The sequence below is a fragment of the Microbulbifer regidiadema (SeqCode) genome, assembly GCF_052466995.1.
The window spans coordinates 603,561-617,479 of record NZ_CP174297.1 but is presented as its reverse complement, the minus strand read 5'-3'; the positions used below and the strand labels follow the sequence as shown (position 1 = coordinate 617,479).

Here is a 13,919-nt window from a genome sequence, read left to right as displayed (position 1 = left end):
TCAGCCAAAAGCTGAACTGCAAAACCTTTGACGATTGACGCAAACCTTGCCGCCCAGTATGAAACGAACCGAGGGGCGGCGCCCAACCCAGCCACAGAAGTCTGCGGCACAGGTACAGGGCAGTACTAACAAAAGGTATTAAAGGTACCAACGGATGGCGCGATAGCAACGCGCCTCCGGAGTTTTTGCAGAGCGAATAACTGGTGAGCACCAGCCTCAACAAGCCGCATAGATCCATGGCGCGGTAGAGCTGGCTTACCTTATCTCCCTGCCCTATCCAGTGGTCCTCTCCACCGGGTAGCCGACAAGCAAGCCTGTGAGTAGCGGTGTCACACCTTTGCGCAACGCAAGGAAAACGACACGCATGAAAAGAATGCTAATCAACGCAACCCAACCTGAAGAGTTGCGTGTTGCCCTGGTCGACGGCCAGTGGCTCTATGACTTGGATATTGAAAACCGAACCCGCCAACAGAAAAAAGCGAACATCTACAAAGGTAAAATTACCCGCGTAGAACCCTCCCTCGAGGCCGCATTCGTCGACTACGGCGAAGAGCGCCACGGGTTCCTCCCCCTGAAAGAAATCTCTCGCGAGTACTTCCTCAAGCAGCCCAAAGACATCGAAGGCCGCATCAAAATCAAAGATGTTGTCAAAGAGGGTATGGAAGTTATTGTCCAGGTAGACAAAGAAGAGCGCGGCAACAAAGGCGCCGCCCTTACCACCTTTGTCAGTCTCGCCGGTCGCTACCTGGTATTGATGCCCAACAACCCCCGCGCCGGCGGCATCTCTCGCCGCATTGAAGGCGATGAGCGCTCCGAACTGCGCGACGCACTGGCGAGCGTAGAAGTACCCTCAGGTATGGGTATCATTGTGCGCACCGCCGGCGTTGGCCGCAGCGGAGAAGAGTTACAGTGGGATCTCGACTACCTGCTCAAGCTGTGGAACTCCATCAACGGAGCCGCAGAAAACTACAACGCACCCAAATTCCTCTTCCAGGAAAGCGACGTCATTATCCGCGCAATTCGCGACTACATGCGCGATGATATCGGCGAAGTTATTGTCGACGACAAAGGCGCCTTCGATCTTGCCAAGGGCTTTGCCGAGCAGGTAATGCCTCACTACACCAACAAGGTGAAGTACTACGAAGACGCAATCCCGCTATTCAATCGCTACCAGATCGAAAGCCAAATTGAGACAGCATTTGAGCGCGAAGTAAAACTGCCATCTGGCGGCTCCATCGTTATCGATGTGACCGAGGCCCTGGTATCTATCGACATCAACTCCTCCCGCGCAACCAAGGGCGGCGATATCGAAGAGACCGCGCGCAATATCAACTTGGAAGCCGCCGATGAAATCGCCCGCCAGCTGCGCCTGCGCGATATGGGCGGCCTGGTCGTGATCGACTTTATCGACATGCAGAACAAGTCCAACCAGCGCGAAGTTGAAAAGCGCATGGAGAAGGCCCTCAGCATGGACCGCGCCCGCGTTCAGGTTGGCCGTATCTCCCGCTTCGGCCTGCTGGAGATGTCCCGCCAGCGCCTGCGTCCCTCTCTGGGTGAAACCACCTTCCGCGTCTGCCCGCGCTGTAGCGGCCAGGGCACCATTCGCGGCACCAAATCTCTCGCCCTCTCCATTCTCCGCCTGGTAGAAGAGGAGGCGAAGAAAGAGCGCAGCGCCGAGATACGCGCGATCACCCCGGTGAATGTCGCAACCTACCTGCTGAATGAGAAGCGCAAAACGATCTCCCAGATCGAATCCCGCAACTCCACTCGTGTAGTGGTTGTACCCAGTGCCGAAATGGAAACTCCGCACTTTGAGGTTCAGCGCCTGCGCGACGACGACACCGCCACCCTGGAAACCTCCTACAAGATTTCTGGCACTGCCGAAGAAGCCGTGACCAAGAAGGAGGAAAAACCCCAGCGCCCAGCGCCAGTGCAACAAGCCGCCGTGCAACAGATTGCCCACACGGCCCCGGCTCCCACCCCAGAGAAAAAAGAAGAGCCGGGATTATTCAGCCGGCTGATCAGCGCCATCGCCTCACTCTTCACCCGCGAAGAGGAAGAGCCGAAGAAGCATCAAAAATCCAAGGGACGCGGCAAGGACTACCAGCAACGCAATCGCAACCGCAACCAGCGCGGAAATCGCAATAACCGCAACGGCCGCCCGACTCGCCGCAAGGATGATCGCCGCGACGACAGCAAACGCGACGATCAACGCGAAGAGAAGCGCAGCGCCAAGCTGGATGAGCACGACAACGCCGCCGAGCGCCAGGGTGAAGGCCAGCGCCGCCGCCGTCGTCGTCGCAACGACAACCGCCGCAAAGACGACAACCGCACCCAAGCCGTTGAAACCCAGAGCCCGGTTGATACTGACGAGCAGACCGGTGAAATGACCGAACAGCAGCGCCCTGCCCGTCGCCCGAGCAATGTGCGCGGCCGCCCGCAGGCGCGCCGTCGCGGAGGTCGCCGCAGTGAAAACACCGCAGCGGCAGCGGTAGCTCACAACCAGGAAGAGCTGAATCGCGAAGTTCACGAAGCTATCAATGAAGCGGAAAGTGAGGCTCGCAAAACCAAGGAAGTAGTCAAAGAGGCTCGCGCCGAAGCTCCTGCTGAAAAACCCAAAGCCAAACCCAAGGCGGCGGAAGCCAAACCACAGAGAGCCCCCAAACCGGCAGCTGCCGAGCCGGCCGTTACCGTTCCGGTGCGAACCGCCATTGAGGAGCGACCAAAAGCGCAAGCAGCGGCCAAACCTGCTCCCCAGCAACCGAGCAAACCGGCAACCGCCAAGCAACCGCCGGTAGCCGAGCCCGCAGAAACCAAAGCGGCAGAAGCCGAAACAGTAACGACACCGGCCTCAGAGCCCGCAGTGGTAACGGCACAAGCTCCGGCGCAAGAAGCTGCTCCAGTTGAAGCGTCAAAGGCCCCCAAAGCCGAAACCGCTCCTGCCGAGGCGAAGGCGGATATCGCCGAGGAGATCGTACTCGAAGAAGCTCAAGCCGCAGTTGAGGTACTACAGGAGCAGACTGGCACCAGCGAACCGGAGGTCCAAGAGGCCGCAGTAGCCGCTGAGCAGGCAGCCTCAGAGGAAGCGACTGCACCCAACCGGGGGCGTGCAATTAACGATCCGCGCATCAACCCCAAACCTCTGGGTGAGTTTTCCATCGTTACCGAGCGCCGCGCAGTGGGCTCCCAACAACCGCTGGATACCGCGCAGCCGGCAGCGATTGAACACAGCCCCCGCGCCCTCGCCCGCCCAGCCAACGACCCGCGTATCAGCCGCAAGGCTGTGGACGTTGACGCCGGTGTAGATATCGATCGCAACTCCGCAGAAGCGAGCTAAGCGATATCTACAGCGCCGCCCCTGCCGATGCCGGGGCGGCGCTGTCAACCTGACGGCAAGCTCTGGGCTGGTCAATAAACCAGCTAACTTATTGAACTATATAAAAAATTTTTAAAATGACGCTTGTACATCCTGAGAAGCCATGTATAATGCGCAGCACAATTTGGTGGGGTGGCTGAGTGGTCGAAAGCGGCGGTCTTGAAAACCGTTGACTGTAACAGGTCCCAGGGTTCGAATCCCTGCCCCACCGCCATTATTCATACAGAAAGCCCTGATTTTTCAGGGCTTTTTTGTTTCTACCCTTTGCAGGATGACTCCGTAGCGTTTCAGGCGATGCGTACCCTACGATCACCCACCCCTTAACCTTATAAAAAGCCCATACGCTGACACAGAAGCCAGAGCGTAACTTCTGGCCGATCTGATCAATGGCCTGCATGGTCTCACCGGTGAACATATCGCCCTGGCCTGGCGAGCAGGGAATAAGCTCCACCAGCCCCACCCCGACTTTCAGGAACCCATGCCCCTGCAGAAATAGCCCTGAATCTGTATGCCTGTTACGCCAAGCCCGATAGCTACTGCGATGAATACCAAATACCAGGCAAAGGCGTTGGACAGGGTGACTTTTCCACAACCGCTGGGCTATCGATAATTTTTCAGCGAATTCAACATCAAGATTATAACTACCCAGTTATCAGCTCGTAGCGTGGCCGGTATAATTCATAGTATTGCTCTGCCCTCCGAGTTTCAGAGCTTGATAGATCAGGATTATTCATAAAGAGCAGCTTTGATGACCTGCCAGCGGTATATATCATGTAGGCATGTATGGCAAAAAAGAGGGCGTCCAAAGTATTCGCATCAAGAGCCTTATGTATAGCGAAATATTGCAAGACAAGGTTGCTTTCCCCTTGCTTGTAAGCCCCCAAGGCGAGACTTGTCACAACGTCCCCCTCCCAGGAGGCACATTCAAATCGCCTGTGGTTCCCTTTTAATCGATTCAGCCCACCTAAAAATATCTTTTTAGTTTCGCCTGAAAAATTTTTATACGCGGGGTTATCAAAATGCCCCTCCCAAAAATCATCAAAATCGAGGTTGGGCGGGAAAGCTAAGTTTATTTTCCTGGCACGATCCAGACCATACTGGAATGATTTTTGCCTATTCTCGCTATTATCACCCTCCGGGTTCTTTGAGAGCCGTAGACACATTTTGGGGTGTTGTTGGTTGTTGTAGCTCATAAGGAATCCTTTCCATCGCCAAGGTCGGGGGTGAGCCTGCAAGCTAGCACTCCCCCCCTGATCAAGTCCAGTTAAAAATTAGAACCTATTGGTCCACGCGGTTAATTCTGTAACGATTAGTTTTCCTACCCGGCCACCTTTAGAGCCTGCATTCAACTCTGAAGTACATCATCCTTAGATATTCAGCCCCCAGAATCACCGCAAGAAGCGACAAGTATCCAGCAGAAATCAGCGCTATAAGTCCAAGCTGCCTTGCAGCAAGCTGTGGAGATGCACCAATCAATGCCATCAAAAAGTACGTACAACAGCAGAGAATACTACATTAGCCAGCTATCTCCGCCGCGCTTTCGATAAAAACCTATGAATACAGGGTTCAAAAGCCTCAGGAGTTTAAAAAGCACTCCACCTACAGATGCCTTATATCTATATTTAGCTTAATGCAGCCCACTAGATTCCAATTTTTAACTGGACCTAGTCAAGGGGGGTCAGCTAACTTGTAACTCCCACCCAGCCCTAGAGATGGAAAGGATTCCACGCAATGTCTTACCCTCCAAACCCAAACCTCCCAGAACCCCCCAAACACCCATACCCACGTACAGCACCGCCCCCTCTCTCAAGTCGCAGCTATGACGAGATCAGATTTCTAGCGCTCTGCAAAGGAATACAACTTGCCAAAAGACATCACCCCGACCTCTCGTCTGAAATAGAATATATACTTCTTCAGACAACGCTCATTCACGAACCTCCGCGCGAAAATTATTCACTGGGTCCCAAAAATATTCCACCCCAAATAGCAAGATGGTTTTCACGGAGATGGCGCTTTGCGGAAAAACATGAACCCGACCGATTTGAATGCGCCACCAGGAATAAAGAGACAGGAACCGTAACAGGCCTTTTCATGGCGACCTGCCAACGTGACAAAGAGATTTTTCTCTTAGAGGATTTTGTCTTAACCAAATCAGACCATAGAATTTTTGACTTCCTCTTTTATTCCATACATGCCTATATGAGGTACGTTAACCACGATAACTGCGGAATTTTTACACTAGTCTTTTCTGTTCATCCCGGACCAGAAAACCTTACGGCTAATTTTGCAGAAAGCTACTATAGACATAACGAATTAAAGTACAGCCTGGCAACCGGCTTCTTACCTATTTACACATCATAAGGGGGAGGCACCTTAAACTTCTTACCCCGCCAAATAGGAGATCCCCCATCGCTAGTCTCAAAAGTGTATCGCCAACTGTGACTGCATTAATATAACCCATTAAAGATGACTTCCATTATAAAAAGCCTATGAACACAGGGTTTAACAACTTCAGGAATTTAAAAAATAATCACCTCTATAGGGATCTTATATCTAGCCAAGAGGAGTCGACCGACTTATAGCGTTGGCCCCACCTTAAAGATGGAAAGGATTTCACATGAATAATTACCCCCCAGAACCCCCACGATACCCATCATCACATCAATCGCGTCCTATCTCAGAGGAAGACCATAACAAGGTCAGACTTCTATCACTCGCCACAGGGGTACAATTTGCCAAGGAAAGAAGTCCCAACTTCCCACCTAGTATTAAGTTGACACTTTTTGACCAAACCCCTGTTTACGAACACCTAAAAACAGACATCCAACCATGCGGACGCATTCCATCCTATTTCACACTATGGTTTTCACGTAGGGGGCTCCTTGCGAAAAAATATGAACCCGATCGCTTCGAATGCGCCATCTGGCACAAGGAAACCCTAATAGGCCTTGTCATGGCAACCTACGATTCGCAAAAAAAGACTCTTTACCTGGACGATTTTCTTTTAATGATTCCGGATGTCGACGCACACATTCTAGACGCCATCTTTTTTGCCATGCGCGCTCATATGAAATACATCGGCCGCGACTCATACAGGGTGATCTTTAAGGTAAGGAAATTCTTAGTATCCCATATAAGTCATTTTGCAGAACGCCATTACCGTGACAACTATGAAAGATTTTTACACAGAACAAGAAGCCTACCTAATTACAACCCATAGCGGAGAGGGGGGGGTAAGTGGAAACTCTCCTACACAAACACAAGCCAGGCCCAATCACCCTTATAGAGCAACTCCTGGGCTCGACTGATATTAGAGAGCCAACATACGGCATCGCTTGAGGCCGCATCCACCGACCGATAGATAGGGCCACTCTCAAGCCAAGCCCCAAAACTGTCCAATAAATCGCCTAAACTGCTGAATTTCTTAAAAAATTCAACATGGCACTTGTATATTCTGAAAAGCCATGGATAATGCACCGTTCAATTTGGTGGGGTGGCTGAGTGGTCGAAAGCGGCGGTCTTGAAAACCGTTGACTGTAACAGGTCCCAGGGTTCGAATCCCTGCCCCACCGCCATATCAATAAAAAGCCCGGCTATATGCCGGGCTTTTTGTTTTTGGGCAAGAGCTCCACACAAGGCGCAGCCAATCTCTACCTCTCCACCATTAAATATTTACAGCTCCGCGTCTAACTGAGGAGCCTCTGAACAACTCCGCGATGGCTCTGGCCTTCAGAATACCTCCCGCCAAGACATGACTTCGCAGGAATAGGAGTTCTATGGAGTCCCTTAAAGGCCGCAACTACTCCATTGCGACTCTTGTAAAGGAATACGACCATACGCCTAAGACTATACTCACCAAGACCCACAAAGATGCTACAGAGTTCTGAATGCTAGCGAGAACCTCTAGATACCAACCAACAAGCCGACACAAAACGCAATAGTACTCTTATCTGTTTGCACTATCCGACAGAGTAATCCAGCCGGAAAACTGCTTTACCGCCCTTTAATAAGCTTGCATTTTATTTAATACTTTTAGCAAAGAAAGTACTGACTTTTAGGAGCCCTTTCTCCAGACACAAAAGCTACGGCACCTTTCATAGTTTCTGATTTAAAATACCAACATCCCCTTACTGTCATATTTCATCTCGCCGGACAGCTTTTCTGTCTTAACCAAGAGCCCAGAAGCATTAGATCACTACATGGCTCAACTCAATTTGATCAGATGACTGAGCAGCCAAAAGAAATAGCCTTGGAAATCATTGCCCCAAACAAATCCCAAGTTCAAACACCCACTCCTCCATCATTAATATAAAAAATCCAGTCATATACCGAGCTTTCAACTTTCGACAAACGGATTTAGGCCGAACCTTATTTAAATACAAGACGCAGAGACTAACAGTTCCCATCCCTTTTTTATAGGTAGCCAGAAAAAACGTCTACCAAACTTCATCGCGCAACTACATTCGCCTAAGAAAACCGAAAATAAAGCTATTAACCTAAAGCCAAAGTACGCCTGAAAAACCCAACCAAAGTCTACCATCGCGAATACAGCGAAGATAAACACTGGTTAAGGCCAAGCCCCCACACAACCCCACTATTCAGTACCAAATACCGCACAACTCAACACCCAGGCCAGCTTTGCTTCTTGCCTTATGAATAGCAATCGGCATAATAATTACCCATCGATGTACATCTAATACAGCAAGGGCAAAGCGTGGAAAAGAATTTTATCCTAGGGGTTGGATGCCAAAAAGGCGGTACTTCATGGCTACATTCCCAACTGAATAAGTCGAAAAATGTTGATACGGGGTTCAAGAAGGAGTATCACGTATTTGATGCCTTACATATTCCAGAGTGCAAACACTTTTTAACCCAAAAATTTAAGGATCTAGAGGCCGCCCCAATTACCCAAGAAGCATCCCCCGAAAAAGGCCGACTCCTGAAATACCTCAGCTTCTACATGGACACTCAAAATTACTACGATTACTTTGACTACTTGTGGCACAAAGGAGGTCCAGAAGTTACTACTGTTGGAGATATCACTCCAAGCTACTCAGCCCTCCCCCCGACAGCACTAAACGATATCAAGTTAAATCTTGAGGAGCGAGGATTTAACGTTAAGGTCATATTTATAATGAGGGACCCTATAGAGCGATGCTGGTCAATGGTTAGAATGAAACGAAGAAAGAAGCTGATAGCAGACCCATCTGCCCATCTACCAGATGAACAAAAACAACTAGAAGCAGAGTTTGGACTCAGAACTACAGAAATGCGCACTAGGTATGAAACAACAATCCAAAATCTAGAGCTTATCTTTCAACCAGAAAATATTTTTTACTCACTTTACGAAGAGCTTTTCGAAGAAAATACCATTGCCAGAATAAAGAAATTCTTAGCGCTAAATGAATTTGAAGCCGACACAAAACAGAGAGTTAATGTATCCAAAAAAAGTGACTCTCTTCAGGAGCTAAACCGGGATTTAGCTGAACGCATTTTCCAACACTACCGAGAAACCTATGATTTTTGCCAGTACAGATTTGGAGTTAAAGATCAATGGTCCGGATGGAACTATGCATAAAATTTAATCACCATGCCACCCGTATAGCGGATGGCATGGTAAAATTCCCACAAATTCATTACTCCAATCGCCATCGTGCAACTCAAACCTTATAAGTATATAGCATTACCGCAGACAAAGGTTCAGTGAGAAATCCTTATTCAGAAGAGTTTGCGCCAATCATAGTTAGCGCTTACCATCCGCCACCAATATAAAACCCCGCTTGCGCCTTACTGCCAACCCTAGGAAGCCACCAAGTAATTCCGTACCCCCTAAATTTCGGAGTAGCCCCCAATCAAGGCACCGCTTCGCAGGAATATAGCCCCTTCAAGAAATCACAATACAGAACGTGGGCACCCTACGCCCCCCTCAATACATCTTACCAAACCCGGCCAATATCCAACCTCTATTGATAGGGGAAGCCATATCCACCTCTTGCGCAAGCACAGTTTTGGGGGCTGATTCCATGATTTTATAGCCGTTACCATCCACCTCCGTGACCAAGGCCACATGAGCAATATATCCATTTTCGGACTTTCTATAAAACACAAGATCTCCCGGCCTTGGCTTATAGGAAGCAGGCTTCAGAGATTGGATGGATTGAAAATAAGAGTATAAATTTCGCGCCCGCCGGTGAAAAAATGGATTGGCAGGGTTGTTTCCATTACGAGAATCATAGAAAGCAGCATTCTTACTGAAGCTCTCCCTCATCACCACCTCAAATGAGTACCCAGCCATACCATATGCAATATTAGGCACATCGCTGCATACAATAAATCCGAGCTTCCCCCCAATATTATTATACATCCCCATCAATGGATCATAGGGTGTATATGAAAGGGAGCGGGCATTTCGAACAACCTGATTTACATCAGGTAACCCACCGTGCTCCTTAAAATTTCGCTCACCTTTGTAGGTCATCCAATAAAGGGAGAGAGCTGCCACCACAACAATAAAAAGAAAACTTCCAATTAATCTTTTCATACCACTTCTGGTAGGACCTTATTAAGTTTCTTCAATCAACAGGCAGTCACCTGCCCGCTGATTCACAACGCCACCCCCAAACAGAGGGCGGTTCCATTCAAGACTAAAACGAACGCCCCAAAATGCGCTTGGCCGCATCTATTGCAAAATCTTTATAGTCCGCCTCTACCTGCGCCATCTCCCGCTCATACTTGAACTGCTCTTTGCGCGGCAACTTTTTCCAGTCTTTCAGAATAGGGATATGGCTGGTTTTCTCTGCGATAGTGTAAAAAGCCACAAACTCTTCACGCACTTTGTCTTCAACCTGAAGCGAATCCAGAAGAACACGAATACGAATCGACGCCTCGGTGAGCCCCACCCCATCATCCAGCAGTGTACGGGCGATAATCTGAATACTGTCGTTGACCCTTTGGCGCTGATCCTCTGCGGCTTGCTCCAGCTCGGCTAGCTGTGCGGCCTGCTCTTTCTGTGCGACGGATAATTTGCGCAGATAATAACCAGCCACAATCGCCAGAGAGAAGATAACTAAAGCCGCAATCACCAGCAGCCAAGTAGGAAACACAGTCATTTAATATACACCTTAAGTAACGCCAGCCCGATGCTGGCCGAAATAACAGAGAGCACTGTACTGAGGCCAATAATATTGGCCGCCAACTGGCTATTGCCACCCATGGTATGGGCCATTACAAAGGCCGATATGGCACAGGGTGAGCCGGTGATCAGCATCAGATAGCCCAAGTAGGTCGGGCTCATTCCCATAGCCCAGCCTATCAACACAGAGAGTATCGGTACCCCAATCAACTTCAACGCCGAAGATGTCAGCGCTGTTGGCGAGCTGCGCAATAGCTGGCCCAACCTCATGCTGGCACCGATACAAATCAATCCCAACGGCAAACTGGCAGAGCCAAGAATTTTAACCGTATCCAACACCACTTGCGGGACTTTGAAGTCCAGCACACGGCACAATATTGCCAGGAAAACCCCGATAAGCAATGGGTTCTTTGTCAGCTCAGTAAGGAGCAAGCGCGGCCCGAACTTTTTCTCTTCATTGTAAAAAACGAATAATATCACCGCGAAAATATTGAACTGTATTGTCAGCGCAGCGACCAGTACCGCAGAGTGAGAAACCCCGGATGCGCCAAAGGCTTTCTCCACCCAGGCGAGCCCCACGATGGCAACATTTCCGCGAAAAGCCCCCTGAATAAATGCACTGCGATCTTTAACCGCGATCGGTCTGGCCATCAACCAGGCAATGGGAATAATGACGCAAGTCCCCAGAATTCCCGCAGTCAGCAGAGGGATCTCATGGGTGGGATTGGCACTCGACGAGTAAATGCTATCGAATAACAGCGCCGGCAACATTACGTTGAAAACCAGCACCATCGCATCGTCGAAAAAGCCTTTTCGCAGGACTCCCTGCCGGGATAACAGGTAGCCGCCGATAATCATCAAAAAAATCGGGCCTGTCACCAGCAGGGCAAAGGCAATATTTTCCATAGGGAGTTAGCTTTCCGCAACGATCCCCTCTTCCCGAGGCAGCGCCTTTTGTCCAGGGTCCTCAGCCTGTTCGCGCAGCTGGGCAGAAATCTGCTTGCGAGTTTTAGCCCCGAGCTTGCGCAGACCATCGATGCGCTTCACTGCATTGCCTCGGCCTGTCGCCAGCCGCTTGTATGCTTGCTGATAGGCGTCATCCGCCTGGCGCAGGCGATCACCGAGAAGATCCAGCGACTCCAGCACCATAGCAAACTGGTCGTGCAGCTTGCCGGCCTCGTCGGCGATCTTTTCCGCATTCTTGTTTTGCTTCTCGTAGCGCCAGATATTCTCGACCGTGCGCAGAGTCACCATCAGGCTGGTGGGGCTCACCAACACAATTTGCCGCTCGTAAGCAAAGCGGAACAAATCCGGGTCCGCCTGCATAGCCAACATATACGCAGCTTCAATGGGTACGAAAATAAAAACGAAGTCCAGGGTGCGCACCCCCTCCAGCTGCTCGTAGGCTTTCTTGTTGAGGCCGGTAATATGCGCGCGCAGAGAGGTCACGTGCTGCTTTAGGGCCTGAGCGCGCTCCTCGTCGGTCTCCGCCGAACTGTAGCGCTCGTAATCCACTAAGGAGACCTTGGAGTCGATAATCAGATCTTTGTTTTCCGGCAGGCGTACAACCACGTCCGGCTGACGCCTGCGGCCATCACTGGTGAGGGTCACCTGGGTTTCGTACTCGCGGCCCTTCTGTAGGCCGGATTCCTCCAACAGGCGCTCCAGCACCACCTCCCCCCAGTTACCCTGGACCTTGCGGTCCCCTTTTAGCGCCGAGGTCAGGTTCAGGGCCTCATCGCTGATGCGCTGGGTCTGTTCGCGCAGCGCCTTGATCTGTCCGAGCAGACTGTTGCGCTCGGCATTCTCGCGATCGTAGACATGCTCAACCCGCTTGCGGAAATCCCCCAGCTGGCGCTCCAGCGGATCGAGGCTCTTGCGCAGGCTGTCCTCACTGCGGCGAACAAAACTCTGCTGCTTCTCTTCAAAAATCCGGTTGGCCAGGTTTTCGAACTGCTCCCCCATAGCAATGCGCATTTGCTCCATCAGTTTGCGCTGCTCCGCCAGGGCCGCCTCCCCTTTTTCCACCAAAACTTGGCTGCGGGTCAGCTGTTGCAACTTGTCCGCCAGCTCGGTGCGCAGGGACTCCACTTCGAGGCCAAGCTGAGACTCCCGCTCGCGGCTACTATCGATACGCGCCTGGGCCACCTGTAGCGCAGCCTCACTCTGCAACAGGGCGCGGCGACTACTCGCCCGCGCCAGCCAAAACACCAAGCCCACCAGAAATAAGATGGCAACAGCCACCATCACCGCATGATCGGCATTTAATTGCAGCGGGAACGCTGACATAGAGTGGTACTCCCAGACCCGGAAAGAGATGAATAAATCAGGATTCTGCCAGGGGCCCCAGCCACTGACCTGCCCGGGAAGTCACCCAGGCAAAAGTGCCATTCTAGCAGCTTGCCCCCGGGAAAGTACCCCGCGCCAGCGCAAGCAGCGGTTCGAGTATCGGGGGCAAAGTCCAATACACAGGAGACCCAGCGGGAATTTTTACCGGGTTTTAGGTATTCTTGAAGGATTGGTTTCGATGTTGATATTCCAGAACGCATGCACAAACACAGCCCCCATTCAGATAGCCCCGCCCCCAGCGCCCTGATCTTTGACTCCGGTGTGGGCGCCATCAGCATTGCGCGGGAGATCCGCCAACTGATACCGGGCCTGACTTTGCACCTGGGCGTGGACAACGGCTTTTACCCCTACGGTAACAAGAGCGAAGAGGAGCTGCGCCCCCGAATTGTCCAGCAAGCCCAGACCATGATGGAGCGCTGCGCGGCAGATATTTTAGTCGTGGGTTGCAATACCGCCAGCACCCTGGCCCTGCCCCAGCTGCGCGAATCCCTCCAGAAACCCGTAGTCGGGGTGGTGCCCGCCGTTAAGCCCGCCGCTGCCGCCAGCCGCTCCCGCACCATTGCCTTGATTGCCACCGAGGGCACCGTCAACCGCCGCTACACCCGCGAGCTGATCGAGCAATTTGCCAACGGCAATCGGGTGATCAATGTGCCCGCGCCGGAGCTGGTACACCTGGCAGAGAACAAACTGCGCGGCGAAGCTATCAGCGCAGAGGATTTAGAGCCGGTCTTGCACCGCGTCTTTCACACCGCCGGTGGCGACCAAGTGGATATTGCCGTATTGGCCTGCACTCACTTTCCCCTGCTGCGCGAAGAACTCGACCAGTTCGCCCCGCGTCCGATCCAGTGGCTCGATTCCGGCGAAGCCATCGCCCGGCGGGTGCGCTGGTGGCTGGAAGAACTTGAGCTGATGCTGCCGGATACCCCCGGCACCGGCCGCCTGATCACCAGCACGGCTGATCAAACCGGCAAGCTCGAACAGGCATTTCGCGAGTTCTCCCCCATTGCCGAACCCCCGATATCCCGCTGCTAAATGATAAGAACTGCGCACTAAGGTTGACAG

Annotated in this window: 9 protein-coding genes and 2 tRNA genes; 5 read left to right on the top strand and 6 right to left on the bottom strand. The window is 51.6% G+C overall.

Features of this window, described 5'->3' with window-relative positions; all coding sequences use genetic code 11:
* Nucleotides 1–364 precede the first annotated feature (364 nt).
* The gene (gene rne / locus ACJJIK_RS02650; protein WP_444944123.1) at nt 365–3,337 is read left to right on the top strand and encodes a ribonuclease E; all 2,973 of its coding nucleotides are present in this window, start codon (nt 365–367) and stop codon (nt 3,335–3,337) included.
* Between the two features lie 165 nt (nt 3,338–3,502).
* Nucleotides 3,503–3,590: transfer RNA gene (locus ACJJIK_RS02645), tRNA-Ser, on the top strand.
* On the opposite strand, the gene ACJJIK_RS02640 is transcribed toward ACJJIK_RS02645, so the two are convergent.
* Nucleotides 3,591–3,827 carry a hypothetical protein gene (locus tag ACJJIK_RS02640; RefSeq protein WP_444931307.1) on the bottom strand — a complete coding sequence of 79 codons (237 nt, stop codon included), beginning with the start codon at nt 3,825–3,827 and terminating at the stop codon, nt 3,591–3,593.
* A 190-nt stretch (nt 3,828–4,017) separates the two neighbouring features.
* Nucleotides 4,018–4,569: a hypothetical protein gene (locus ACJJIK_RS02635; RefSeq protein ID WP_444931308.1), complete on the bottom strand. Its 552-nt coding sequence runs from the start codon at nt 4,567–4,569 to the stop codon at nt 4,018–4,020.
* Nucleotides 4,570–6,863: 2,294 nt separating this feature from the next.
* Between ACJJIK_RS02635 and ACJJIK_RS02630 the strand changes: the two genes are divergently transcribed.
* Together ACJJIK_RS02630 and ACJJIK_RS02625 are read left to right on the top strand one after the other, a co-directional pair.
* A tRNA-Ser gene (locus ACJJIK_RS02630) sits at nt 6,864–6,951 on the top strand.
* Between the two features lie 1,139 nt (nt 6,952–8,090).
* Nucleotides 8,091–8,954: a sulfotransferase domain-containing protein gene (locus ACJJIK_RS02625; RefSeq protein WP_444931309.1), complete on the top strand. Its 864-nt coding sequence runs from the start codon at nt 8,091–8,093 to the stop codon at nt 8,952–8,954.
* Nucleotides 8,955–9,302: 348 nt separating this feature from the next.
* Here the strand turns inward: ACJJIK_RS02625 and ACJJIK_RS02620 are convergent, their stop codons facing one another.
* From ACJJIK_RS02620 to rmuC, 4 genes are all read right to left on the bottom strand, one after another.
* Nucleotides 9,303–9,917 carry a DUF1287 domain-containing protein gene (locus ACJJIK_RS02620; protein ID WP_444944122.1) on the bottom strand — a complete coding sequence of 205 codons (615 nt, stop codon included), beginning with the start codon at nt 9,915–9,917 and terminating at the stop codon, nt 9,303–9,305.
* 103 nt (nt 9,918–10,020) lie between these two features.
* The gene (locus tag ACJJIK_RS02615) at nt 10,021–10,485 is read right to left on the bottom strand and encodes a DUF2489 domain-containing protein (protein WP_444944121.1); all 465 of its coding nucleotides are present in this window, start codon (nt 10,483–10,485) and stop codon (nt 10,021–10,023) included.
* Nucleotides 10,482–11,414, bottom strand: coding sequence for an AEC family transporter (locus tag ACJJIK_RS02610; RefSeq protein WP_444944120.1), 933 nt, complete (start codon nt 11,412–11,414; stop codon nt 10,482–10,484). The genes ACJJIK_RS02615 and ACJJIK_RS02610 overlap by 4 nt, the downstream gene beginning before the upstream one ends.
* Before the next feature lie 6 nt (nt 11,415–11,420).
* Complete coding sequence (gene rmuC, locus ACJJIK_RS02605) at nt 11,421–12,797, bottom strand: DNA recombination protein RmuC (RefSeq protein WP_444944119.1); 1,377 nt, start codon at nt 12,795–12,797, stop codon at nt 11,421–11,423.
* Between the two features lie 258 nt (nt 12,798–13,055).
* Between rmuC and murI the strand changes: the two genes are divergently transcribed.
* Nucleotides 13,056–13,889, top strand: a complete 834-nt coding sequence (murI, locus tag ACJJIK_RS02600; protein ID WP_444944118.1) for a glutamate racemase — start codon at nt 13,056–13,058, stop codon at nt 13,887–13,889.
* Nucleotides 13,890–13,919: the final 30 nt, after the last annotated feature.

Coding starts and splice junctions, on each gene's coding strand:
- rne (WP_444944123.1), top strand. CDS start 365: ATGAAAAGAATGCTAATCAACGCAACCCAACCTGAAGAGTTGCGTGTT.
- ACJJIK_RS02635 (WP_444931308.1), bottom strand. CDS start 4,569: ATGAGCTACAACAACCAACAACACCCCAAAATGTGTCTACGGCTCTCA.
- ACJJIK_RS02620 (WP_444944122.1), bottom strand. CDS start 9,917: ATGAAAAGATTAATTGGAAGTTTTCTTTTTATTGTTGTGGTGGCAGCT.
- ACJJIK_RS02615 (WP_444944121.1), bottom strand. CDS start 10,485: ATGACTGTGTTTCCTACTTGGCTGCTGGTGATTGCGGCTTTAGTTATC.
- ACJJIK_RS02610 (WP_444944120.1), bottom strand. CDS start 11,414: ATGGAAAATATTGCCTTTGCCCTGCTGGTGACAGGCCCGATTTTTTTG.
- rmuC (WP_444944119.1), bottom strand. CDS start 12,797: ATGTCAGCGTTCCCGCTGCAATTAAATGCCGATCATGCGGTGATGGTG.
- murI (WP_444944118.1), top strand. CDS start 13,056: ATGCACAAACACAGCCCCCATTCAGATAGCCCCGCCCCCAGCGCCCTG.